22 protein-coding genes, 1 other RNA gene, 2 pseudogenes and 1 riboswitch are annotated in these 24,461 nt (G+C 59.9%); of the genes and pseudogenes, 11 read left to right on the top strand and 14 right to left on the bottom strand.

All coding sequences use genetic code 11. From position 1 onward, the window contains the following. The first annotated feature begins 1 nt into the window (after nt 1). The gene (locus ACOYO3_RS04395; protein ID WP_002547889.1) at nt 2–1,324 is read left to right on the top strand and encodes a threonine/serine ThrE exporter family protein; all 1,323 of its coding nucleotides are present in this window, start codon (nt 2–4) and stop codon (nt 1,322–1,324) included. Here ACOYO3_RS04395 and ACOYO3_RS04390 read toward each other — a convergent pair. Further along, nucleotides 1,318–4,269, bottom strand: a complete 2,952-nt coding sequence (locus ACOYO3_RS04390) for a bifunctional [glutamine synthetase] adenylyltransferase/[glutamine synthetase]-adenylyl-L-tyrosine phosphorylase (RefSeq protein WP_014172460.1) — start codon at nt 4,267–4,269, stop codon at nt 1,318–1,320. The two genes, ACOYO3_RS04395 and ACOYO3_RS04390, sit on opposite strands and share 7 nt — an antisense overlap. Before the next feature lie 129 nt (nt 4,270–4,398). Between ACOYO3_RS04390 and ACOYO3_RS04385 the strand changes: the two genes are divergently transcribed. After that, nucleotides 4,399–5,202 carry a sterol carrier family protein gene (locus tag ACOYO3_RS04385; protein ID WP_002519173.1) on the top strand — a complete coding sequence of 268 codons (804 nt, stop codon included), beginning with the start codon at nt 4,399–4,401 and terminating at the stop codon, nt 5,200–5,202. A gap of 18 nt (nt 5,203–5,220) precedes the next feature. Here ACOYO3_RS04385 and ACOYO3_RS04380 read toward each other — a convergent pair whose 3' ends face one another. Then, complete coding sequence (locus tag ACOYO3_RS04380) at nt 5,221–6,522, bottom strand: glutamine synthetase family protein (protein ID WP_002519174.1); 1,302 nt, start codon at nt 6,520–6,522, stop codon at nt 5,221–5,223. 103 nt (nt 6,523–6,625) lie between these two features. On the opposite strand from ACOYO3_RS04380, the pseudogene ACOYO3_RS04375 reads away from it, so the two are divergent. The 4 genes and pseudogenes from ACOYO3_RS04375 to map all read left to right on the top strand — a co-directional run. Continuing rightward, nucleotides 6,626–6,697: pseudogene (locus tag ACOYO3_RS04375) on the top strand (hypothetical protein); the annotation flags it as partial. Nucleotides 6,698–7,093: 396 nt separating this feature from the next. Beyond that, the gene (locus ACOYO3_RS04370; protein WP_002519175.1) at nt 7,094–7,495 is read left to right on the top strand and encodes a hypothetical protein; all 402 of its coding nucleotides are present in this window, start codon (nt 7,094–7,096) and stop codon (nt 7,493–7,495) included. Nucleotides 7,496–7,656: 161 nt separating this feature from the next. After that, complete coding sequence (locus ACOYO3_RS04365) at nt 7,657–7,887, top strand: hypothetical protein (protein ID WP_002519176.1); 231 nt, start codon at nt 7,657–7,659, stop codon at nt 7,885–7,887. A gap of 152 nt (nt 7,888–8,039) precedes the next feature. Next, nucleotides 8,040–8,753 (top strand): type I methionyl aminopeptidase, encoded by a 714-nt coding sequence (gene map, locus ACOYO3_RS04360; protein ID WP_002519177.1) that lies wholly within the window; start codon nt 8,040–8,042, stop codon nt 8,751–8,753. Nucleotides 8,754–8,759: 6 nt separating this feature from the next. Here map and ACOYO3_RS04355 read toward each other — a convergent pair whose 3' ends face one another. Next, on the bottom strand, nt 8,760–8,933 hold the full coding sequence (locus ACOYO3_RS04355; RefSeq protein WP_002515310.1) for a hypothetical protein: 174 nt from the start codon (nt 8,931–8,933) through the stop codon (nt 8,760–8,762). 202 nt (nt 8,934–9,135) lie between these two features. Between ACOYO3_RS04355 and ACOYO3_RS04350 the strand changes: the two are divergent. Both ACOYO3_RS04350 and ACOYO3_RS04345 read left to right on the top strand, forming a co-directional pair. Continuing rightward, nucleotides 9,136–11,405: pseudogene (locus ACOYO3_RS04350) on the top strand (carbon starvation CstA family protein). Beyond that, complete coding sequence (locus ACOYO3_RS04345) at nt 11,402–11,617, top strand: CstA-like transporter-associated (seleno)protein (RefSeq protein WP_002515300.1); 216 nt, start codon at nt 11,402–11,404, stop codon at nt 11,615–11,617. Before ACOYO3_RS04350 ends, ACOYO3_RS04345 begins: the two are co-directional and overlap by 4 nt. A gap of 34 nt (nt 11,618–11,651) precedes the next feature. Here ACOYO3_RS04345 and ACOYO3_RS04340 read toward each other — a convergent pair whose 3' ends face one another. The 9 genes from ACOYO3_RS04340 to ACOYO3_RS04300 form a co-directional block, all read right to left on the bottom strand. Further along, entirely contained in the window at nt 11,652–12,272 is a 621-nt protein-coding gene (locus tag ACOYO3_RS04340; protein ID WP_002520346.1) for a (2Fe-2S) ferredoxin domain-containing protein, read from the bottom strand. Beyond that, entirely contained in the window at nt 12,269–13,066 is a 798-nt protein-coding gene (locus tag ACOYO3_RS04335) for an ABC transporter ATP-binding protein (RefSeq protein WP_002515247.1), read from the bottom strand. The genes ACOYO3_RS04340 and ACOYO3_RS04335 overlap by 4 nt, the downstream gene beginning before the upstream one ends. Next, nucleotides 13,063–14,097, bottom strand: coding sequence for a FecCD family ABC transporter permease (locus ACOYO3_RS04330; protein ID WP_002515301.1), 1,035 nt, complete (start codon nt 14,095–14,097; stop codon nt 13,063–13,065). The genes ACOYO3_RS04335 and ACOYO3_RS04330 overlap by 4 nt, the downstream gene beginning before the upstream one ends. Next, nucleotides 14,094–15,107 (bottom strand): ABC transporter substrate-binding protein, encoded by a 1,014-nt coding sequence (locus ACOYO3_RS04325; protein WP_002515265.1) that lies wholly within the window; start codon nt 15,105–15,107, stop codon nt 14,094–14,096. The genes ACOYO3_RS04330 and ACOYO3_RS04325 overlap by 4 nt, the downstream gene beginning before the upstream one ends. Nucleotides 15,108–15,148: 41 nt before the next feature. Then, a riboswitch (cobalamin riboswitch) is annotated at nt 15,149–15,334 on the bottom strand. A gap of 266 nt (nt 15,335–15,600) precedes the next feature. Next, nucleotides 15,601–15,972 carry a hypothetical protein gene (locus ACOYO3_RS04320; RefSeq protein ID WP_002515176.1) on the bottom strand — a complete coding sequence of 124 codons (372 nt, stop codon included), beginning with the start codon at nt 15,970–15,972 and terminating at the stop codon, nt 15,601–15,603. After that, nucleotides 15,969–16,163, bottom strand: a complete 195-nt coding sequence (locus ACOYO3_RS04315; protein WP_002515140.1) for a hypothetical protein — start codon at nt 16,161–16,163, stop codon at nt 15,969–15,971. The genes ACOYO3_RS04320 and ACOYO3_RS04315 overlap by 4 nt, the downstream gene beginning before the upstream one ends. A gap of 673 nt (nt 16,164–16,836) precedes the next feature. Then, nucleotides 16,837–17,217, bottom strand: an RNA gene (gene rnpB / locus ACOYO3_RS04310) — RNase P RNA component class A. A gap of 50 nt (nt 17,218–17,267) precedes the next feature. After that, a complete protein-coding gene (locus ACOYO3_RS04305; protein WP_002520344.1) occupies nt 17,268–18,038 on the bottom strand; it encodes a zinc ribbon domain-containing protein in 771 nt (256 codons plus the stop codon). A gap of 509 nt (nt 18,039–18,547) precedes the next feature. Then, nucleotides 18,548–18,904, bottom strand: coding sequence for a hypothetical protein (locus ACOYO3_RS04300; protein WP_002519182.1), 357 nt, complete (start codon nt 18,902–18,904; stop codon nt 18,548–18,550). A 625-nt stretch (nt 18,905–19,529) separates the two neighbouring features. On the opposite strand from ACOYO3_RS04300, the gene ACOYO3_RS04295 reads away from it, so the two are divergent. Beyond that, the gene (locus ACOYO3_RS04295; protein WP_002515159.1) at nt 19,530–21,026 is read left to right on the top strand and encodes an aminopeptidase P family protein; all 1,497 of its coding nucleotides are present in this window, start codon (nt 19,530–19,532) and stop codon (nt 21,024–21,026) included. A 30-nt stretch (nt 21,027–21,056) separates the two neighbouring features. Here ACOYO3_RS04295 and ACOYO3_RS04290 read toward each other — a convergent pair whose 3' ends face one another. Next, the gene (locus tag ACOYO3_RS04290; RefSeq protein ID WP_427305782.1) at nt 21,057–21,929 is read right to left on the bottom strand and encodes a COX15/CtaA family protein; all 873 of its coding nucleotides are present in this window, start codon (nt 21,927–21,929) and stop codon (nt 21,057–21,059) included. Between the two features lie 113 nt (nt 21,930–22,042). Further along, on the bottom strand, nt 22,043–22,552 hold the full coding sequence (locus ACOYO3_RS04285) for a general stress protein (RefSeq protein ID WP_002515149.1): 510 nt from the start codon (nt 22,550–22,552) through the stop codon (nt 22,043–22,045). 105 nt (nt 22,553–22,657) lie between these two features. On the opposite strand from ACOYO3_RS04285, the gene ACOYO3_RS04280 reads away from it, so the two are divergent. Further along, the gene (locus ACOYO3_RS04280; protein ID WP_002515179.1) at nt 22,658–23,923 is read left to right on the top strand and encodes a magnesium transporter MgtE N-terminal domain-containing protein; all 1,266 of its coding nucleotides are present in this window, start codon (nt 22,658–22,660) and stop codon (nt 23,921–23,923) included. After that, on the top strand, nt 23,916–24,431 hold the full coding sequence (locus ACOYO3_RS04275) for a DUF1003 domain-containing protein (protein ID WP_002514054.1): 516 nt from the start codon (nt 23,916–23,918) through the stop codon (nt 24,429–24,431). Before ACOYO3_RS04280 ends, ACOYO3_RS04275 begins: the two co-directional genes overlap by 8 nt. Nucleotides 24,432–24,461: the final 30 nt, after the last annotated feature.

The raw sequence follows: 24,461 nt of genomic DNA, 5'->3' as shown, positions 1-24,461 counted from the left end.
CGTGACAAGCACTGATCCCCACGACTACCGAGACGACATTCGTCATGATCGCGAATTCGTTAATGACACCGAAGCGGTCATTCGGTTGGGATCAATGTTGCTGTCTTCTGGCACCGGCTCCTATCGAGTGAAGAGAGCCATGTGCGATGCCGGGCTTGCCCTGGGCATTGACCGACTTGATGCCAGCGTCAGCCTTACCGAGATCACCGCAACTGCCCACCGCGGGGACAACTTCCGCACTGTCGCACGCGAGGTCTACCGGGTGCGCGTCGACTCCTCGCGTATCGCCGCCCTTGAGGATCTTGCCCACAATCTGCCGGCTGGCACGACCGGGCGCGAGCTGGAATCACGATTGGATTACATTTCACGTACGGTGCGTCCCAAGTGGGCAGAATGGCAAACGGTTCTCGCTGGTGGCGTCGCGTGCGCTGGATTCGCCATCCTCAATAAGTTCTCTCTTGCTGACTCTCTCGTAGTTCTCGCGGCGGCGTCAGTCGGCCAGTTCGTGCGCGGCCGACTTAACCGTCGCTGGCTCAATCAATTCGGAGTCGCAGCTCTGGCCTCGGCCGCAGCCTGTTTGATCTACCTCATGTTGGCAGATTTGCTGACTAATACTGGCCTGCATACCATCCACGGCCCAGGTTACGTCGCCTCTCTACTGTTCCTCGTACCAGGCTTCCCCATGATCACTTCGATCCTTGACATGGTTCGTATGGACTTCACGGCGGGTTTAAGTCGGGCAACTTATTCCGTCGGTCTCATACTTGCCGCGACTATGTCTGCCTGGGTATTCTCAGCGGCTACTGGCCTGCAACCGCTGCCTGCTCAGACGGTTTTTCCGTACCCCTGGGCGTGGTTTGCCTATGCGGTAGCGACAGCATGCGGAGTCGCCGGATTCGCCATCCTCTTCAATTCCTCACCGTGCACGGTGGCATGGGCTGCAGCTCTAGGAGCTTGTGGGAACCTCTGCCGCCTTGCCCTTGTCGGCGTCAATCTTCCGGCCCAGTTGGCGGCTGGAGTTGGTGGTATAGTTATTGGTTTCCTCGCAAGCCCGCTATCGGTCCGAACCAAGCTGCCACGCATTACATTGACAGTTCCGGCCTGCGTCATCATGGTCCCCGGCGCATCGATGTACCGCACTGTTTACTGGCTCAACGGACAGGATATGACGAAGGCACTGACCTTCGGCGTCGACGCCGTCCTCACCGTCATTCTCATCGCATGCGGATTGGCGGTAGCTCGTATGTGCACAGATCCTGCGTGGGCCCGAAACCTACCGGTCCCCAGCCCCCACGCCTTCAAATTCTCCGAGGACAATCACTGATTCCAAAACACCGCGTCGACGACCCGTGATGCGCGTCGACAATGCCGCAAATGATCCTCGACGAGGTGCTCAGATGCTCCTTGACCCATTCCCGAGGCCTTAGCGATGACGTCGAGATCCGTTGAGTCCGACGGAATAACGTCACTCGGACGGCCCCTCACCACCATGATCGCGTTACGCAATCGGCTCGCCGCCAACCATGAGTCGCACAGTTTGGCGTGCTGACCCTCGTCAATGTAACCAGCCGCCAAGGCGGCGTTGAGGGCGTCAATCGTCGAGGTGGTGCGTAGAGCTGGGTCATGGCCGGCATGCTGCAATTGAATGATCTGGGCTGTCCACTCAATATCGGATAGTCCTCCAGGCCCTAGCTTGAGGTGCCGCCTCGGGTCCACTCCACGAGGAATCCGCTCCGATTCCATTCGCGCCTTAAGCTTGCGAATTTCAGCCAGCTGACTTCCCGTCAGACCGTCAGCGGGGTAGCGCACCTGATCGACGTATTCCAACAGCTCATTCGTCAACTCCCGGTCGCCGGCACCGTGACTAGCCCGCAGCAGGGCCTGGGATTCCCACGTGCTTGACCACTTTCCGTAGTATTTCCGATAGCTCTCCAGGCTCCGTACCATCGGACCGGATCGGCCTTCCGGGCGCAGATCGGCATCCAAAACCACAGCGGGGTCCGCCCCGTGTTTGCAGAGCAGGTTGCGTAGCTTAGTGACGATTTTCAGCGCCTTCTCCCCGACTCCCGGCCCGTCACCGACGACGAACAGGCAATCAGCGTCGGACGCGTATGACAGCTCCTGACCACCCCAACGGCCCATCGCGACGATTCCGATCGGCGGGGCGTCCTCGACCTCCCGCGACACCGCGGTCAAGGCAGCATCGATAGTCGCCCCGGTGAGATCGGTCAAAGCTTGGCCGATACGCCGAATGCCAGTGACGTTGAGGATATCGGCGACAAGGATCCGGAAAAGCTCGCGACGTCGTACTGCCCGGATCGCCCCAACCGCTTCCTCGACGTCATGGTGACGTCGCGCCACAGCGTTCATTTGTCGGGCGAGATCCTCCCGGCTTAACGGAGTGAGGTCGTCATCGACGAGCACCTGGACGGTCTCCGGCGCACGGGTCAGCACGTCGACGGCATACCGGGACGTCGACAACACCACCGCTAATCGCTGAGCCATCGCCCCTTCGTCACGCAGGGCTCTGAGGTACCACGGGGACTCCCCCAGCGCCTCAGATACTTGACGGAAAGCAAGCAACCCATGGTCGGGACTGGGGCCGTCAGCCAGCCACGCGAGCATCGCCGGCATGAGCGCGGTCTGAATACGTACCGCTCGGCTGGTGCCGCTGGTGAGCGCTTCGATATGACGAAGTCCGGCGTCCTCGTCGTGAAATCCCAGCGCACTTAGACGCACCTTCGCAGCCTCCGCACTCATCCGCAGATCCTGGGTGGGAATGCGCGCTACTGCCTCGACTACCGGCGAGTAGAAAACCTGGCCATGGGCCCGCAGCACCGCCTTCGACGTCGCTGTCCAGACCCTGCGGACTTCGTCTGCGGTACGCAGGCCGACGGCACGTGCTAGACGACGCAACCCGTCCTCATCGTCTGGGAGAAGATGGGTACGTCGCAGCCGGAACATCTGCACGCGATGCTCCATAACGCGCTCTAACCGGTATGCCTCCTTAAGGCGTTCAGCCGCGCCTCGCGAGATATACCCGCCCGCAGCAAGGGCACGCAGGGCCGGCAAGGTGGCGCGTACCCTCAGCGACTCGTCCTGACGCCCGTGTACCAACTGCAACAGTTGTGCGGTGAATTCGACGTCCCTCAGCCCCCCGGCACCAAGCTTGATTTCGCGGCCTTTGTTCTTAGCAGCAATAAGAGAGACCACTCTGGTGCGCATTGCGCGAGTTTCTGGTACGAATCCTTCGGCCTCTCCCACCTGCCACACCATCGGGGAGACCATCTCAACAAATCGCTGACCCAAGTCCAGATCGCCGGCCATCGGACGGGCCTTGAGCAAGGCTTGGAACTCCCAGTTCTTCGCCCATTTCTCGTAATACGTGCGCATTGAATCCATGGTGCGCACCAACGGCCCGGCATTGCCCTCTGGACGCAGAGCAGCGTCTACCTGCCAGATTGACCCAGCCCCCGAGTGGGCCGAGCACATTCTCGCCACTGAGGCTGCCAGTTTGGTCGCGATAGTCACCGCGCTGGCGCCTGAAACATCGTCATTGGCCGGTTCAGCGACATACATGACGTCGACGTCAGAAATGTAGTTAAGTTCCTGAGCCCCGCACTTTCCCATCGCGATAATGGCTAGCCGAGCATCGGCATGATCAGGGCAGTCGGCTCGGGCTAAGGCCAGGGCCGCAGTGACAATACCGTCAGCCAGATCGGCTAGTTCAGCTGCGACATCCTCAATAATCTCGGTTGGGTCGTCAGCGCTGACATCTCGCGACGCAATCCGCACTAAATGGCGCCGGTTCGCCAATCTCAGCCGATCTGATGCCGGGCCAGTCGGCGTCCCGGCAACCGTAAACTCACCTTCTTTATGCGCACCTACGACCTCAAGCAGATCGTCACAGATCTCGTCGTGACCAAGGCGAACCGGATCGCGGATGACCTCCGCGAGGTCGTCAGGGTGGGCAATAAGGTGGCGGCCCAATTCACTGGATGCGCCCAAGAGACGAACCAACCGGCAGGCGGAAGCGTCATGATCGAGCACTTCGCCGAGGCACTGCGCGGAGTCCTGTGCAAGTTCAGCAAGGACGTTGAGGGCTAGGTCCGGGTCACAGCACGTCTCAAGGTGATGCTCCCAATCCGCCAGTCGATTGGGGTCGGCCCCTATGTTCTCCGCGATTCGGTGATGGTTGGCTGAGGCCGCATCAGTGTCCATCACTCCCAGACGCAGTAGGTCTATCGTGACACTCGACTTGCGATCCACCGCGACCACCTCCTCGGTGGCACATTAGCCGACGAGGGGCACCGACGTGTTGCCCAGTCGTCACGTCAGCGTCGAGTGGGTGTACGGTCCGTGCAACCCGATGCCCCTAGTCTTGTTGAGGTGACGATCATGGCAGCACGCGCAGAGCGCAGCGTGAAGCGGTTGGCAACCACATGGGTAGCGACCGCCCGCTGTTTGCTGCCTCAGCCCAACACTGACCCTCTTGACCCCGGTGAAGCTCAGCTGTGGGGTCGCCACCACATTGCCCATCTCATGGTGATTTTCACCGACACCCTGCAAACGGTGACGACGCCGACGACCATCAGACCGATGACCTTGGCACGGGTGATCGACGAACGTCGCAAAGCCACCAATACCCTGGCAGCCATCGGCCATGAAGTGATTGCCGACGACACCGCTAGCCGTCTTGCCAGTCAGGCCCAACGTCTTCTGGATAACGTAGAGTCGGTATTGCTCGCCACCCCCGGGCCGCCTGCGACAGTGGATTCTCTTGTGGGACCAGTGCGCGTGACGGACCAACTGCGAGCCACCCTGCTCGCCATGGCTGCTATGGGGTTGCACGACGGCATCGATATTCCGTCTGGGGCGATTATTGAAAGCTGCCGTACCTTATCAGCCGTTCTCGATGAAACCCACGGTGGTCGCACGATCGAGCTTCGGGTACCACCTGCGTGCGCGGTTCAACTGGCGGCTATTGAGTCGGGCCCCAACCACCACCGGGGCACTCCACCCAATGTGGCCGAGACCGCTCCTGTCACCTTCCTGCAGTTGGCAACTGGCTTCTCACACTGGCCAGAAATGCGCTCAGCAGGACGAGTTCAGGCGTCTGGGTCCCACGTCGACGACGTTGCTGGCGTGTTCCCAGTCGTTGATATGGCCGGAGTTTTCCGCGACATTTTTGCCGACGACTAGACGCCAGCTCCAACCTGTCTAGAGGTGTGGCAGGTAGCGATCAAGCTCGAACTGGCTGACCTGCCGGTTGTACTCCTCAAATTCCGCCCTCTTATTGCGTAAGAAATAATCGTAGACGTGTTCGCCGAGGGTCTCAGCCACGAGCTCGGACTCCTCCATGCAGCGGATCGCAGCACCCAGACTTTGCGGCAGCTGCTTGATCCCCAGTGCGTGACGCTCGCGAGCTGACAACTGCCACACGTCGTCGGATGCCTCCTCTGGAAGCGGTAGCTCCTTCTCGATGCCGTCCAAACCAGCAGCAAGTACCAAGGAATACGCCAGATATGGGTTGGCAGCAGAATCGATAGAACGCAACTCCACCCGAGCCGAGGAAGCCTTGTCGGGCTTATACATCGGAATACGAACCAGTGCTGAACGATTATTGCGACCCCAGCAAATGTAGTTAGGCGCCTCTCCCCCACCGGAAAGCCGACGGTAGGAGTTAACCCACTGGTTCGTCACGGCGATGATCTCCGGAGCATGGTGCAAAAGACCGGCGACGAAATACTTCGCAACCGGCGACATGCGAGCCTCGTCAGCCGCGTCATAGAAGGCATTGGTGTCCCCCTCAAAGAGGGAGACGTGAGAATGCATACCTGACCCGGCGTGATCGGTAAAAGGCTTAGGCATGAAGGTGGCCTTGATCCCCTTGAGGGAAGCGATCTCCCGAATGACTACCCGGAAGGTCATGATGTTGTCGGCCATCGTCAGCGCATCGGCGTAACGAAGGTCAATTTCGTGCTGTCCAGGAGCGGCCTCGTGGTGGCTGAACTCTACCGAAATACCCATCTGTTCCAGGACGTTGATGGCGTCGCGACGGAAGTCGGTGCCCGCTCCCAAGGTGGTGTGGTCGAAGTAGCCACCGTTGTCCAGCGCCACCGGGGATTCCCCAGGATGATGCTCATCGTTAAGCAGGTAGAACTCAATCTCTGGGTGAACATAGAAGGTAAAACCCATTTCTGCGGCACGACCCATCGTCCTCTTGAGGACGTGACGAGGATCAGCTGCAGAGGAGGTTCCGTCAGGATTGGTGATATCGCAGAACATCCTGGCCGTGCTGGTGCCAGAACGCCATGGCAGAACTTGGAAGGTGGCCGGATCGGGGTGGGCCACCATATCTGCCTCGTAGACGCGGGCATACCCCTCGATAGCTGAGCCGTCGAAGCCCACGCCTTCAACGAAAGCTCCCTCAACTTCAGCCGGGGCGATGGCAACAGATTTCAGGGATCCCAGCACGTCCGTGAACCACAGCCTTACGAAACGGATGTTGCGTTCCTCCATAGAACGCAGGACGAATTCAGTCTGCCTGCTCACCTTTCCAGTGTGCCCGTTATGTGTTTCGAGCTGGTAACAAGGTTGGTCATGGCTTCGGTAGACTGCTGACATGGCTTCGGGTCCTCAAGCGGGGTGGTATCGAGACCCTGACGGCACGCCGGATCGCTATCGCTGGTTTGACGGCGAGCGGTGGACCGACCGCACTACCACCTCCCCCGATCCTGCCCCGCAGCACAGCGGAAAAGGCCACCGGGAACATGACAACGGTCGCAGCTCTAGTTGGCTCTGGGCAATTATCATCGTCATCCTCGTCGTCGCTGTCGTTGTTGCGTTCGCTTTACATCGCAGCACATCTTCAGATCACAACGCCGAGCCTGATCTCAACTCGTCGTCCCCGACGGTCTCGGCCTGGAATGAGAAGTCGACCACCCCGTCTGCCAGTTCCTCTGCCGTCACCTGCCCGCGAGGCCAACACCCTGGAAATCAGGATTCCAACGACGGCCGTTTGCATGGCGGTGGCGTCTCGGTGGAGTCCATACCGAACTGGCGTCATGAAAACCTCACCCTGCCATGGGTCATGGGGCAGTCAGCACAGATCGACGACGTCTATCCCGGGTGGATGAGCGTGTCCGGAGTTGGTGGCTTGCCGGTTGCCGAGGGGTTCTCTGATCCTCAGACGGCCGCAACAATGATGATGGATTGCTTCGCCAGTTCCGACTATTACGCGGGGTACACCGGAGAGAAGGAAATCCGCTCGGAGGCCCTCACCATCGACGGTCATCCGGCGTGGTGGAAGCGCAGTGAGGTCTACGTCTCGCTGCCCAGCCTGCCTCAGGTGCGCGGCGATGTTGTTGACGTCGTGGTCGTGAATACGGGCCAAACCGACTTCCTCGGGATGTACTTCAATTCCGCCACGATCGGTGACTCAACCCGTCAGACCCTGGTAGATCACGCCCGGCAGTCCCTCAAAGTGGATTGACGGTTCAGTCGTCATCCTCGTCGTCGCTCAAGCGCGGATCGTTCTCCTAAACATCGTTAACATCGTTTCGCGCTGCCACTGTGTCTAGCACCTCGGTCTGGAGGTTGGTAGGAGCCAAGATGATTCACTGCCTTGCATTCAACTAACCCCTCGACAGTGTGGTGTCTGAAACACCAGAGATACTCACCCTGCTCGGCCATGAGACCCGCTTCATGTGGGTTCGACGGCGGCGCCCTGATGTAGCCCGTATAACCCTCAAGATTGCCGCCAACTCCGTGACCAAGAGCGCGTCGTCATGGCGACCCTCATTGCCCTGCACCGCTCCTGATACATACTTGGCATTTATAGACGAAGAAGAGAGACACGAACCACGGCACGCTCACACGACCTAGACTGGACCGACGTGAGTGCCATCAAGCCGTATCCCCAGAGTCCTCGTCGTCATGTCCCCGGAAACATTGCCCGTCCCCCCTACGTCGGCCTGGGCGACGTCCCGGAAACCTATGATGGCTCCCACGTACAGTCAGCCGAGACGATCGCTGCCATGGAAGAGGCTGGACGGATCGCCTGTGGTGCCATGTACGAGGCCGGAAAAGCCGTCGAGCCCGGAGTCACCACCGACGAACTCGACCGCATCGCTCACGAATACATGTGCGACCACGGCGCCTACCCATCGACCCTCGATTACCGTAACTACCCCAAATCGTGTTGCACCAGCGTCAACGAAGTTATCTGTCACGGCATCCCTGACTCGCGCCCGCTCGAGGACGGCGACATCGTCAAGATCGACGTCACCGCTTACAAAAACGGCGTGCACGGCGACAACTGCTACACCTTCGGTTGCGGCAACGTTGACCAAGCATCTCTGGACCTCATCGACCATACTCAGCAGGCAATGAACCGCGCCATCAAGGCCGTTAAACCCGGCCGCTCGATTTCCATCATCGGCCGGATCATCGAGAACTACGCCAAGCGTTTCGGCCATGGCGTGGTGCGTGACTACACCGGCCACGGTGTTCACAGCGCCTTCCACTCCGGTCTCGTCGTCTTCCACTACGACGAACCGCGCTATGACGTCACCCTCGAGGAGGGCATGACGCTAACCATCGAGCCGATGCTCACCCTGGGAGACCAATCCAACCATCAGTGGGACGACGGCTGGACAGTCCTCACCAATGACGGTTCGCGGTGCGCTCAGTTCGAGCAGACCCTCGTCGTCGAGAAGGATGGAGCGCGAATCCTCACCACCCTGGAGTGACGATCTTCAAGGTTTGACGGCTGCCTGGGTCCGGCGAGCTCGCTGTATCGCCAGGTCTGGAATGGTAACGGCACCCGCCACGGCGCGGGTACATTCCCCACGCGGATGCGAGAGCACATCGGTAGTTGGCCCCTCCCCGACGATGCGGTCTCGACTGAGCACCTTGACGTGCACCAACACGGTGAAGATCGTTACTCACGTCATATCGTTACGGGACCCCGATCATTTTCGTCAGCCAGCGGGTCGCGGAAGGTGATCCAGCGGCACCGGAAGAATCCCGACGGCGTAGTCTTTTCTATCGGATTTGTCGGACGAAGGGATGGGACGCGCCATCCCGATTCCCACGACGCGGTTGGAATGAACGGCACCACTGGAGGTCACTGTGGACACTGTCCCACCCCGTACGTACAACAACTCAAACTTCCCCGAAGGTCTGCCCGCCGTCAGCCTGTCGGACGAGGAGCGAGCCCGTCAGCAACGATGGACACCGCTGCGCGTGACGATCTGGATCCTCATCTCCGCTATCGCCGGGCTGGGCTGGTGGATGCTCGCCGTACGACGCGGCGAAACGGTCAACGGCATCTGGTTCGTCTTCGCGGCCATCGGTTCGTATTTCATCGGCTACCGGTTCTACGCCAAGTACATTCAGGACAAGCTCGTCCATCCCGACGACAGCCGGGCTACCCCCGCCGAGTATGACTACAATGGACGAGATTTCGTCCCCACGGATCGCCGCATCCTCTACGGCCACCACTTCGCCGCCATCGCTGGTGCCGGCCCCCTCGTCGGCCCGGTACTCTCAGCTCAGATGGGCTATCTCCCAAGCACGATCTGGATCATCGTCGGCGTCATCTTGGCAGGAGCCGTCCAGGATTACCTTGTTCTCGTCATCTCGATGAGACGCGGTGGACGGTCCCTCGGACAGATGGCCAGAGAGGAATTGGGGCGCTTCGGAGGCATCGCGGCGCTCATCGCCACTCTCACGATCATGCTCATCATCGTGGCCATCCTGGCTATGGTCGTCGTCAACTCCCTGGCCGCCTCCTCATGGGGTGTGTGGAGCGTCGGACTGACTATCCCCATCGCCCTGCTCATGGGCTTCTACCTGCGTTATCTGCGCCCTGGCAAAGTATTTGAGGTCTCGATCATCGGCATCGTCCTGCTCGTGCTGGCCATTGCCTCGGGGGCCTGGATCGAGAACACTGCCGTTGCCAGTGCTCTCCACTTGAGCAAGCCGTTTTTGGCCTGGGCCATCATCATTTACGGATTCATCGCCGCAGTACTCCCCGTATGGATGCTGCTGGCTCCCCGTGACTACTTGTCTACCTTCATGAAGGTCGGCGTGATCGCGATGTTGGCGATCTCGATCGTCATCGTCCGCCCGGTCATCAACGTGCCAGCAATGACGGTCTATGCCACCAACGGTGCGGGCCCCGTGTTCTCCGGAAAACTCTTCCCCTTCCTCTTCGTAACTATCGCGTGTGGAGCGCTATCGGGATTCCACGCCACGATCTCCTCTGGAACCACCCCAAAGCTCATCGAAAAGGAATCCCAGGCACGTCTCATCGGCTACGGCGGCATGCTCATGGAGTCCTTCGTAGCAATCATGGCTCTGGTGGCCGCCCTGTCGGTGGACCGGGGCATTTACTTCGCTATGAATTCCCCAGCCGGTGCGACGGGCAATACCGTCAAGTCCGCCATCGCTTACGTCAATTCTTTGGGCTTGTCGAGTGTGCACGCCAACGCTAACACTCTCACGACGACAGCCAAGCTCGTCGGCGAAACATCGATCGTCAGTCGAACCGGTGGCGCCCCCACCCTGGCTGTTGGTCTAGCGACGATCATGCACAAGATCTTTGGTGGCGAGGCCATGATGAGCTTCTGGTACCACTTCGCGATCATGTTCGAGGCCCTGTTCATCCTCACCTCGGTCGACGCTGGCACCCGCGTCGCCCGGTTCATGCTCTCCGATGCGCTGGGTAACTTCTGGCCGCGCCTCAAGGACCACTCGTGGAAGGTTGGCTCCTGGCTGACTACCGCGATCATGGTGGCTGGCTGGGGCTCGATTCTGCTCATGGGCGTCACCGCAACACTCTCTTCCCGCTCTTCGGCATTGCCAACCAGCTGCTGGCAGCTGTCGCCCTGTCGATCTGCTTGGTGATCTTCGCCCGGGCTGGTCACACGTGGCGGCTGCTCATCATCTTCGTACCGATGCTCTTCACCGCCATTATCACGGTTTACGGGTCCTGGTTGAAGATCTTCTCCCCCGACCCGAAGCTCGGTTACTGGGCCAATCACATGACCTACAAGCGGGCCATCGCTGACGGCAAGACCTCGCTGGGGCAAGCCAAGAACATTGACGAAATGCACACCGTCGTCGGCAACACCGCCATTCAAGGAACGATGTCGATCATCTTCGTCGTCTGCGCCCTCATCGTCATGATCGTGGCCTGTATCCGCACTGTTCAGGCGCTGCGTGGTCGCAACATCATCGACACCGAAGACCCAGCCAAGCCGTCCAAAATCTTCGCTCCCAGTGGTCTCATGCCCACCAAGGCTGAGAGGGATCTGCAGGTTGAGTGGGACGCCTTCTACGAGGAGCACCCTGAGCTTGACCTGGAAAGTGTCCACAAGGACAAGGAGCACGCGTGACCGCCGCACCCCAACATCAACCAACCGACCCATTGTGGCGACGATGCTGGTCGTCTCTGAGATGGTGGGTACGCGGCGTCACCGGCGCCGACGCCTACGACAATTATCTTGAGTGGTGTCGTCGCACTCGTCACGAGCCGATGTCGGAGAAGGCATTCTGGCGTGACCAGTGTGATCGTCAGGATCGCAATCCACAAGCACGGTGTTGCTGACCCCCGCTTACTGACACCTTGCCCATCGGACTCATCACTGACGGGAGGGGCCGATGAGGTCCTCGACGATACGATCAAGGTTGTCAGCAGTCAGCTGGATGCACCTGCCGTCTGGCCACACGATAATGAGCGGGGCGTGGTTGCAAGGGAACATGCACCCGGTCACCGTAACGAGGATCTCAGTGTCAAGGGCATGGGCTAGCTTGTCCTTCAGTCGGGCGTGCAGGTCGGCTGCTCCGGCTGCATTGCAGCGCGGCCCGCGGCATGCCAGCAGGTGGTGTCTGAAGGGTGGGAACTCCTGCCAGGCCGGGCTACGCAGTGGGGCTTCGGACCCGGTAACGGCTCGCCACTCATTCGATATCGTCTGCCCAGGCCGCACCGCCCCAGCATGGACGACAACGTTTGGCCCGTCCGCATGGTCACGAACCCACTGCCCTGCTACCCGGCGCAACCAGGACAGCGGCACAGGCCCATCCTCGCTACTCCAACCGACGAGTTCGATTCGGGTGTCATCGATCGAGTCAAGAACATCAATGAGCGTCGGACCGGGGCCCTGTAGGTGAGCAGTACAGTCGGCTGCCACCTGCTGGGTCATCGCTCGGTCCAAGTCGATGGCGTCGTCCCATCGGAGGGATACTGCGATACGCGTCGTCATGTCTGCAGTCCGTTCCAGGTGAAGCCGCGCCTCGAGGAGGACCAAACCTCACCGTCGACACCAAAGTGGTCACGGACAAGGTCAGGCGTCAGCACTGTGCTCGCCGGTCCGCCAGCAACCATGCGACCCGAGTCGAGCACGATGAGGTCGTCGGCGTAGGCGGCAGCCAAGTCGAGGTCATGAATGACAGTGACCGTCGTCAGGCCGAGTCCTCGGACCCGCTCCAGGAGGTCGATCTGGTGTGGCAAGTCAAGGTGATTTGTCGGCTCGTCAAGGAATAAGATCTCGGGCTCCTGTGCCAAGGCACGAGCCAGCTGTACCCGTTGCCTCTCTCCTCCTGACAGGGAAGACCATGCCCTATCAGTAAGCTCGGAGACCCCGGTCGTCGCCATGGCCTTCTCGACAACGTCATCGTCATGTCCCTGTCTGCGACTGAGATTGCCCATTCGCCATCGGCCCAGATGCGGGATGCGGCCAAGCTGGACGACATCGCGCACCGTCAGTTCGACATGGGCCGACGGATTCTGCTCCAAAAGCGCCATCATCCTGGAGCGCTCCTTGGCGCCGATCCGGGCGAGGTCACGCTTGCCCAGCCACACTCGTCCCATGCCTGGCTTGCGAAGCCCCGCGAGCAAGTGGAGCAGGGTCGTCTTGCCGGATCCGTTGAGGCCGATAATCATCGTCATCATCTGAGGCCGAACGTCCACACTGACCCCTGACAGGATCGTCTTTCCATCCACGCTCCAACCAAGAGCCTCGGCCCTCAGCACTGCTGACGTTGTCACCGTTGTCATGATCTCGAGGCCTGTCGACGCAAAAGCACGACTAGCACCGGGGCCCCGACGATCGCGGTGATGACGCCCACGGGGATTTCGGTATCGGGACGTAAACATCGTGCAGCGGTGTCTGACCACACCATGAGCAGCGCTCCGGCCAGGGCAGATATCGGCAGAAGACGAGCGTGACGCGACCCAGTCCAGAATCTCACGATATGGGGAACCGTGAGCCCGACGAAGCCGATGGGTCCAGCGAACGCCACGCTGAGGGCCGTCAGCAGAGCCGTGCTGACCATGATTGCCCAGCGGACAGTGTTCACCGGAACACCCAACGACATCGCACTGATGTCTCCAAATGCGAAAGCGTCAAGGATGTGGCACAAAGCCATCCCGACGACCAGCGCCGGCACGGTGGCAACAACCAGCGTGATCGTCGATCCCCACCTCAGCCCGGCGAAGGACCCAAGGGTCCATGACAGAGCTGAACGGGCCGCATTCGACTCCCCGAAGATCATGATCATCACCGACACCGCTGCTCCGCACAACTGGCCCACGGCCACACCGGCCAAGATTGTTCGGCCGGCAGGCAATTCCCCTGATCTGCCCGTGGCCATCGTCAGCACCATGACCAAGGCTACGACGGCTCCAATGAAGGAGGCCAGGGTCATAAGGACCGACTGCCCGAGGGTGCTGGAAATCCCGACGATCAGGACGAAGACCGCCCCGACCGACGCCCCGCTGGAGATACCTAGTAGGTACGGATCAGCCAGATCGTTGCCGGTCAAGGTCTGCAACACCGCGCCGCACATCGCCAACAAAGCACCGACGGCCATCGATCCGATGACACGCGGGGCCCTCATTTGCCATACGATCTGGTCGTTGAGGACCGTCACGTCGGCTCCTTCAATGAGCCGAAAGCGTCGCGCCACCACCCGCGCCACATCGGAAACCGGAACCCGAACTGCCCCGATCCCCAGGACTACGAGGGCACTGCCGATCAGGGCAGCAACGACAATGCCGAGCAGGAGCCAACTGCGCCAGCGGCTCACTTCCCGGTAACCCTGGCCAGGCCGTCGTTGAGAGTCTTTGCTCCGTCAACCAGCTCGGCGCCAGGGGTAGTCTGGGAAAATGGCACGGTGACGAATTTGTTGTCTTTAACCGCCTTCATCTGGCTGAGAACGGGGTCCTTCTTCAGATAGGCGATCTTGTCCTTAGCTGTCGACCAGTCGGCGTCTGCAACGACGATGACATCGGGGTTGGAACCAACGATCTTCTCCCACGAACCGTCAGCCCAGCCCCCATCGAGGTTCGCAAACAGATTCTTGGCCCCAACAGCGTCCATGAGCAGCTGTGGGCCGCCATGGCCAGCGCCGATGAACGGAACCTTGTCACCCGAGTCGAACCACACTATCGAGGTCCCGTTGCCGTGTTTGTTACCGGAGACCTCTTTGAGGGACATGCGCTGTTCAGCGATGACCTTGTCGGCGGCATCTTTCTGCCCGATAAGGGTTCCAACCTCTCGCATCTCCTTCCACACATTCTCCCACGTGGCCTCAGCTGACGGGGTGCCTTTAGGGCATCCAAAGGGGCTGATATATGTGGCGATTCCCTGCTTCTTCAATTCCTCACGTGTTCCCACCGCCTTGTCGGTGAAAGCACTCGAATACGAGGACACCGCCAGATCGGGTTTGGCAGATAGGAAGGTCTCCTTAGACGGGTACTCTTTGGCGAGCACCTTGACCGAGTCGTAAGCCTTCTTCCATTTCTTCGGAATCCCACTGTCAAGATACGCGGTCCCCGCGAGCTTGGACTCACCACCGATAGCCAGCACATCCTCGGTGGCCCCTTGATTAAGAGTCACGGCCCGGGTCGCCGGCTTGTCGAGGGTAACCTTCTGGCCACAGTTGGTGATGGTGATAGGTCCAGCGTTGGACTGGGACGCCGACGCTGAAGAAGAAGCTGACGAGTCCTTGGGGGCGCCAGCACATCCGGCAAGCATGATGACGGGGAGCATCGAGACCGCGACAGCTCGGCGAAGGAATTTCGGGGTGGCAGGCATGGCGAAACTAGCTTTCTGTGATCGGCGTGCGCGGCCGGGCAACAACAGGGCGTCGTCAGGTGGTCTTCGGGCTCGACTTCGTCTCCGTTCCCGGCGCCTTCCCAGTGCGCATGGCGCCAGTGGTTCAAGTCGGGGCGGATCAGTCATACCGCTGCGCGTCAGCTCCGGCTTTTCACCGGATTCCAGCGCTGGTGTGGTCACCAGCAACCTGACGCGAGGATTTTAGCACCCCCTTCGCATACCGCTATCCAGGGCCTCCACGACAGCGGCACCGATGACGATCGCGTTCACCGAGCGCGGCGTTTTCGGCAGCTTCCACATGGGGATCAGACCATATTGATGCACTGACGATCCCTAAATACGCGAGCCGCCGATACGGCCCCGAGCGAGGCCCCTCAGTTCGCCTGACGCATGCCGCTCTGCGCAGCCTGCCAGCGCTTCCCGCAACCTCACCACGCGTTTGCCGGGTTCGGGGTTGGCGACGTGAGCCGTGTCACAAGTTCACGAGCTGGCTCACCCGTCCGCGAGAGACGCCCATGATCACAGCAGAGTCGGATACAGAGTAGCCAGCTGCACGCAGATGTTGAGCTGCGGCACGCGACTGGCGTGCCGCCATTTCGGTGGCCTCAGCTGCGGCACGGGTAGCCTCGCGCGCCTGTGCAACCTCGTCGGCAAGTGCTCCGATCTCGGGAATGATGGTGATGTCGACGTCGGCATGATCGACGCTCTCATCCATGGTGTCGAGATAGTCGACAACCTGCTGACGGGCATTACACAGGTTGCGAACCTGGGTGTGCTGTTGCTCGCCAATTTCAAGTTCCCAGCCGCCCGACCAGCGGGTAGCGGTGACAATGAGGCTGTTCATTGCTGCTTGCTCCTCTCGATTGCGTCGAGGGCGTCCTTGACGACCTTCGGCGAGCATTCGGTGGTCTGGGTGATGATGGTCCACGTGGTGCCGTTGCGCCACTTCTCGTGGTCGCCCTTGCCTTGAGTTGGGGTAAAGCCAGCCTCACGCAGCAGCCCGACGAGTTTGCGGTACTTCATCGGCTTGACCATGAGTCATAAGTTAGCCCACCTATACACGCAATGTAAAGCCGGGGTAAATATATCGTGATTCTGCTGTTACTCCACTGTTATGCGGCATCTCATATGGTCACGCTCATGGGCGGTGAGCTGGATGATCCGGGGCGTGCTCCCGCCACAGCCAGGCCATCGCTCACGGCACTTGGCCGCCCGACTGAAGCAATCGTGATGCCCGCAACCTTTACTATCTCGCGAGCCGTTGCAGCATGACCAGCAGCCACACCTCAGAAGAAAGAAGGCCGCCCCCGCAGCGGCGGGGACGGCCAGAGCAATAACTGAAAGGGGAGCTATGCTCATCGCTCAGCTTAGCTCTTTCACCTAGCAGAATCAGTCTGTTCGTGTCGTCACTATCGACGGTGATCCGTGATTCGTCCCGGCGGACCTGTGCAACGCGCCCGCTCCGCACCACCCATCACACAACGAAAGCCGACTCCCACACAAGGCGGGGTCGGCACGGAGCAAGTTTGGTTCCCTCATTGCGCCACAGGACGCAGCGGCATGAGTGAACTCATGCCCATGTACGTTGCGCATGGGATACCAGCTCTTGCCGCTCAGGACACAATTCCACGAGGAATTTATACGAACGACACGCCGCCCCATAACTGACCAAAGCCACATCGTTTAACCTAGTCAGATCCATATTTTAGGGACGAGCCATCCTATAAGCCGGGTTCTGTAGCCCCGCCGGGCCGGTGATCATCCATCTGTGAACACCATTGCTGGTGTCCTCCAGCCTTTCGGCTGCGCAGCCTACCCGAACACTCAAGCGAGCAACCCTCAAACGCGTCCGCGACCTCACGGTCTTCTTGGCCTTGCTCCAGGTGGGGTTTGCCATGCCGTCACCGTCACCGATGACGCGGTGGGCACTTACTCCACCGTTTCACCCTCACCGGCTCGAAACCGGCAGTCTGTTCTCTGTGGCACTTTCCCGCGGGTCACCCCGGGTGGGCGTTACCCACCACCCTGCTCTATGGAGCCCGGACTTTCCTCGACAACTCACCGCTGCCGCGATCACCCGGATGGCTCGTCCGACCGCTAATTCTACGGATATCCCGGCATCACCGCCACAAGAAGGGCTCAGATGGACTCTCCGGTACGCACCAGGATGCGATCGCATTCCTCGCATCGCACCACTTCATCGTCACCAGCTGCCTCGTATCTGCGCAGGTCAGCGGCATTGGTGGCAATGCCGCATCCCTCGCATACCCCGTGCACCAGCTTTGCGCACCCCATACCGGTGCGCTCGCGCAGCAGTTCGTATAGCTTGAAGAGGTCGGTCGGAATGCCTCCTGCCTGGGTCTGGCGCACCCGTCGCAGTTCGCTCAGCTCGTCGTCAATACCCTTGAGACCAGCGTCGCGGGATGCCAGTACAGTCCGAATGTGTCCGTCAAGCTCAATACGGCGTCGATCAGCGTCGGCATGGGCCCTCTCGGCATCCTCGACGGCCTGCATGGCGTCAAGCTCGTCGTCCTCTAATCGAGAGATGCGCCGCCCTAGGTGCTCAATTTCCTCGGTCAGGCCACGCAACGCTTTATGGTCGGTGATGGTGCCCGCATCCACGGTTTTCTGGTTGCGCTCCATTCGGGCGCGAGCTGGTTCGAGGTCGCCCTCGATACGTTCCTGCTCCATTTTGGCGTCCGACAGAGCGGTAGATTTAGCGACGACCTCCTCCGCAAGCGTTCGCCGCTGCACTGCAAGGTCCTTGAGTTCGGCCAACTCGGGCAAAGTCCGACGACGATGCTCTGCTTGAGCGATCCGCCGATCGGTCTGAGCAAGGTCCAGAAGCTTCCACTGATCCTGTGCCGCAGCTTTCACGCTTGCCTCCTCGTTCCGTGGCCCTGTTGACATGTGAGGCTCAGCCTACCTCCAGTCGGTATGGCGCTGAGCATATGCGCGATGACCTGTCCTAGAGCGAGTTCTGGCTCCCTAACACCCAGCGTGAACTTTTGGCGGTAGCTATCCCCACTGATGCTGTCTATTCGGCAACTAACTTTCGGACAATCCTGCCGCAACTCCTTATGGACATGGGCATCAGCATGTCTATGCTCTTTTTATCGCATACCTCCGCACCTCTAAGAAAGACTGATCAGTAATGGCACCCCTTCGCCCTAGCATTGCCATAGCAGCAGTCGCGCTTTCTTTACTAGCAGTGACGACCACTGCGGCATCTGCCCAAGAAAACTTGGTGGGTAGGCGGGATGACGGCGCAACCACCACAGGATTAGGCGGGAGGAGCTACACCTATTACTGTCCGCGATAAGAAGCTTGCCAATAGCAACTATGTCAACAAGAGCCAGCGGATTGGTGATTGCACCATCGAGACCAAGGGTGGCACCTGCACAATCAGCTCTGGAATGTCAGCAACCAGGACCGTCCAGCTGGCCCTCGGAGCCAGCAGGGACAATATCAGCGCCCAACTGTCCCTCTCTTCTGCTACTACACAAAGCGTTACGGTAGGATGCACTTCTCCTGCAATGGCGGCAGGAAAAGTATGGACGGCTTGGCCTACGGGAAACTTGTGGCAGTATCGAATCAACAAGCGTGTTCACGAAAGGAGATCCGATGGAATGGATTACGACGGCGGAACTAGCGATCTCCTGAAGGCATTTGACCCCTCGCAGACCAGAATCTCTTGCGGACTCAGATGAAAGTCTTGAAACTCGCTGCATTGACGCTGGCTGCAATACTTTCTGCGACCGCCAGCGCCTGTACAAAGACGCCCCATAAGTCATCTCCTGAAAATACTTCCTTAGCGATATCTGATCTTCCCGGAAGGCCGATAAGTGACGTCGGAGCAAGGATCAGGAAGGATACTTCTCTCTACGTACAAGACGCTTCTCCGATCGTCGGGATGAAACCTTCATATAACGCATCTCAGCAGTCTTCGGATCAATGGACCATCCTAGCTGCCTGTGCAGATGAAACATCCGTTGAAACATCTCACAAAATTCAGGTTTCAGTTATACCAACAACGAAAATATCCCCCTCCATAAGAAAGTCAATTTCTAGCCATAGATTTAACTATACAGTCGATTGCTCTGAGTAGAAAAAATCCTTCTGAATTCTAACCATCACGCAACGCGACGCCCTCACTGACCGGCCTGTTTGTCCGCAACCACCACGGCGAAGCCGTAATTCGATACCTGCCCTGTGGAGGTCACGTTGGTTCGATAGGCGACGGGTACCTAACTAACCCGGGTGTAGGGGGACTAGACTGACCTGGACAGAGGACCGGCATTGCGTCTGTGCGGCCCCATAAAAGCCCTCTGGACCCCAAGACTTCCGTGTCACCGAGACCTACACTAGAGGGGATACTCAACAATCAGCGGAGGTCCGAATATGACCGAGACGAGGTCCACAGAGCTCAACGAACAACTGCGGCAAGCCGAAAAACAAAGGATCCCCAAGCGTCAGACCCCGTTCTCAAAAGCCTTCGTCGAGTTCATCCCTACCGACTGGGCCCCCTATCCCGACGAGCTGCCCGAACCGCTCAGCTCGGCGCCTTCGGCTACCGCACACCGTGATGCCTTAGCCGCCCGCTTCGATAGCGATCGCCTCGTCATCCCCGCTGGCCATCTCATGCGTCGCAACAACGACTGCGATTACCCTTTCCGCCCCAACACCGCCTTCGCCTACTACTCGGGCTTAGGCACCGACAGGGAGCCCAACGCGGTCCTAGTCGTCGATACGACCGCGGAAACTCGCGATGTGCTGTACTTCAAGCCGCGTGCGCCCCGCACCGACCGCGAGTTCTATGCTGATCCAACCTACGGTGAGATGTGGGTTGGCCAGCGAGAGTCCCTTGAGGAAATGGCGGCCATGACGGGACTCGTCTGCCGTGACATCTCCCAACTCGACGACGCCCTGTCGACCGGAGACGCCACAGTGCGCGTTATTCGCGACGCCGACGAGACTGTCACCGCCACCGTCGACTCATTGCGTCCTCGGGGCTCTGAAGACGCCGACGACGAGTTCTACGAGTTTTCCTCAGCCGCCCGCTTCTGCAAAGACGATTGGGAGGTCGAGCAACTGCGGGATGCCTGCCGCAAATCCAAGGTGGGTTTTGAATCCATGATCGCTGAGATCCCGGAAGCCGTCCGCAAGGGGCGAGGCGAGCGTTGGATGGAAGGCACCTTCGGACGTGTCGCTCGTCATCTTGGCAATGAGGTGGGCTACGGCTCGATCTGCGCAGCCGGCGACCACGCCAACACGCTGCACTGGGTACGCAACGACGGCGACCTGCGCCCCGGCGAACTTATCCTTATCGACGCTGGGATCGAGGTCGACTCCCTTTACACCGCCGACATCACCCGCACCCTACCGATCTCGGGAACCTTCTCTCCCGCCCAGCGTCGCGTCTACCAGGCCGTCCTTGAGGCTCAGGACGCGGCAGCTGCCGTCGCGAAAGTTGGCCACGACCATGCCGAGATCCATCAGGCCGCCATTCGCGTCATCTGCGAGTATCTGCACGAGTGGGGCATCCTTCCAGTCAGCGTCGAGGAGTCGCTGTCCCCCGAAGGCGGGCAGCACCGCCGGTGGATGGTTCACGGCACGTCGCACCACCTCGGTCTAGATGTCCACGACTGTAACCAGGCACGTCGTCAGGATTACTCCGGACCGCTCAAGAAGGGTATGTGCGTCTCTGACGAGCCGGGTATCTACTTCAAACAAACCGACCTACTGGTCCCCGAGGAGTTCCGCGGTATCGGTGTACGCATTGAGGACGACCTGTGCATCACTGACGGTGAGCCTGAGTGGCTATCCAAGGATTGCCCGCGTCAGGTCGACGAGATCGAGGCCTGGATGCAAGAGATCTGGGGACGCGCTTGCCACTGATCCAGTGTCGATGCGCGGTGTCCAGACTTCTCAGCCTCTGGCACTGCGCATCGTCGCCGTCATGGTCAGGCACAGGATGAGCACGGCGGGGATCGCGTGCAAGGTTCCCAGACCGTGGCTGGATCCGTTAACGGCGATGAGCACCCCGACGACGAGCTCAATGACGATGAACACAGCGCAGAGAATGTCCCAGCCATTGCGACGCCCCCAGCGAGCCACGAGGGAAACGATCGCGAGCAGCATTCCGATTCCCATGATGGCCTGCTGAGCAATCCAGCCAGCGAAAGGTCCGTCCCCGGCACCACGTACGAACATCGCCCAGCCCATACAACGGGTCAGCGACCCGCAACCGGCCACCTGCACAGCGAAGAAGTGGCCGATAACGAGGAAGGCGACAGCTCCAATCCCAAGCTTGGTCCGCCCATTCCATCTCCACGACGACCGTGGCTTACGCGCAACAAAGTAAGCCCGCCACATAGCTCCCATCGAGATAATCGCGGCAAGCAGGTCGAAAGAGGCCTCAACCGAGTTAATCCCCCACTTGATGGTCATCATACCGAACACGCCGGACGTCAACGCCCCCAACAGAGCTACGATCGGGAGGGCAGCCAGCAGCTTGTCAGCATGTCGATACACCATGCCGACGATGACGCTGGCGAGCGCGAACAGACCCACCGAGGCCGAAATGACGCGATGGATGAACTCGACCCGCGGCTGGGTAGCGTCCAACGGGGTGAGACGACCGACATAACAACCGGGCCAGTTCGGGCACGAGGCCGAGGCATCAGTGGCACACACCGTCGATCCCAGCGCCAACGTGACAGTGATGGCGACAGCAGTGACGGCGAAAAGAACCACGACCCCTCTCGGCACGGCGTTCCTAGTTGTGACGGTGTTGGCCATAACATTCCTCGATGGTGCTGATTGCCGTTTGTCGGCACAGGTGCCGAAGGCGCGGACTGTCTGATACTGCCACCACCGCCGGGCACGCCCGTCGGCAGGCCCCCAAAAACAAATCAGCCTTCGAAAGCCTTCGCCCTCATGAATGGCATATCAGACACCATCTCACGGGCCTGTGCAGCCACCTTGTGTTCAGCGAGCACCTCATAGTGGGTAGCCACGACTTGCTGGACAGAGTTAAAGTCCCTCTCTCCACCACTCATCGAGTACGTAATAGCGGCGGTAATCATGCCGATAACCACACCAACGATGAGTCCGGTCAGCAGCAGGGAGAGAACGGCCCCGCCTGGGGTGAAGAACATCATCATGAGGCCGACGAGAAGGCCCATCCCGAGTCCTGACACCGCCCCTTGGCCGAGCACCGAGCCCCACGTGCGACGTCCGGTAACGCGCTCCACCGTTTTGAGGTCTGTCCCGACGATGCAGAGATTTTCGACCGGAAATTCCTTATCGGACAGCTGGTCGACAATCTTCTGGGCGGTCGCGTAGTCATCAACCACGACGACCGACTGCGGGTACTCCAGATTGAATATGGCACTCGCTCTGCCCGGGACCACACTTAACATCACGGCTTCCTCCTTGAGGTAAGCATCAGTTTACGGGTAAGCACCGACAGCTTCTTGCTCTCGTCTCGCAGCGTTAATGTTTGCCGCCTGGGTATATTTTGCGGGGTGAACAGGTCCCAATCGGTATTCATCTCTCGGATTCGTGGCCTTCCTGTCATGGATGCCAGTGGCGACCAGGTCGGTAAGGTCAGGGATGTCGTCGTCCAGATGCGTACGCCGGGGCGCGCCCCGCTGGTGCGCGGGCTCGTCGTCGAGCTATTCGCCCGTCGACGAATCTTCGTCCCGATGGTCCGAGTGCACGCCATTGACGCGGTTCAGATCATGATCTCGGGAACCGTCAACACCCGAGTGTTCTCTCGCAGAGTCTCCGAGACCCTCGTCATCGAAGACCTCTTCGACCGCACTTTCCGCCGCAATGGCACGCCAGTATGGGTCATGGACGTTTCAATGGCTCCCGTGCGCAGCCGCGAGTGGGAGATTAATGAGGTGGCCCTCGCCGAATCTGGGCGCAGTCGATTCATCCGCAAGGCTCCCAGTAACCCGACCATCGTCGATTGGCGCGAAGTCCCCTCCCTCGTGCTCGCCTCGCGCCAGTCCACTGAGAGAACCATCGCCGAGATGCATGAGATGAAGCCAGCGGACATGGCCCGGGAACTTCACGACATGAACCCGCATCGCCGTGCAGAAGTCGCCATGGCCCTGGACGACGACCAGCTTGCCAACGCCATCGAGGAACTTCCCGAGGACGAGCAGGTTTCCCTCATCACCGTCCTCGACCCCGACCGCGCCGCCGACATCCTCGAAGAGATGGACCCCGACGACGCCGCCGACCTAATCAAAGAGCTCCCCGATACCACCGCCCACCAGTTGCTGGCGCGCATGGAGCCCGACGACGCCGACGACGTCCGCTCCCTGATGGCCTACGACGAGTTCACTGCGGGAGCCATGATGACCCCTGAGCCCGTCATCGTTGCCGCCGACGCGACTGTCGCTGACGCCTTGGCTTTGGTACGTAACGAAGACATCACACCAGCCGAGGCATCCATGGTCTTCGTGTGCCGTCCTCCCACCGAAACCCCTACCGGCCGTTACCTGGGAGCGGTACACGTGCAACGGCTCCTGCGCGAACCTCCTTCGACGATGGTCTCAGCGATCATCGACTCCGACCTTGAGCCCATGCACACCGATGCCCCGGTAGGCGCGGTGAGCCGCTACTTCGCTACCTATAACCTCGTCGTCGTTCCCGTCGTCAACGATGCGAACCAGCTGGTTGGGGCGGTAGCCGTTGACGACCTTCTTGACCATCTGCTACCCGCCGACTGGCGCGGCGACCAGATGGACGGCGAATTCGTGGAGGTGAACCATGGCTGATAACGATCAGTGGCTGCATGACGCTGACCGCCTCGACATCCCGGGACCACGCAAGGTCAAACGCCCTCGAGTACAGCTGGACTCCGAGAAGTTCGGGCAGTTCGCGGAGGCCACCGCGCGGTTTATGGGCACGGCAAAGTTCCTCGTCTACATGACGGTGATCGTATGCAGCTGGGTCATCTGGAATCTCGTAGCAATCTATAAGTTGCGCTTCGACCCGTACCCGTTCATCCTGCTCAATCTGTTCTTCTCTACCCAAGCTTCTTACTCCGCTCCCCTCATCCTGCTGGCGCAGAATCGCCAGGAGGACCGGGATCGGGTGTCGATGGCTGAGGATCGTCGGGTCGCCGCCCAGTCTCGTGCCGACATGGAGTTCCTGGCCCGGGAGGTCGCATCCATTCGGATGCAGATGGGCGAGTTGGCCACGCGCGATTATTTGCGCTCGGAGCTACGCGACGAGTTGCGCTCCCTGCTCGAGGAGATCGAGGCCTCACCGGCCTCCCACTAACTGACCCGGTTCGCGACGAGCGAGTTGTCG

It is taken from the genome of Cutibacterium sp. KBN10P07758 (genome assembly GCF_050286205.1).
Taxonomy (GTDB): Bacteria; Actinomycetota; Actinomycetes; order Propionibacteriales; family Propionibacteriaceae; genus Cutibacterium; species Cutibacterium acnes.
This window is presented reverse-complemented; position numbering and strand designations above follow the sequence as displayed.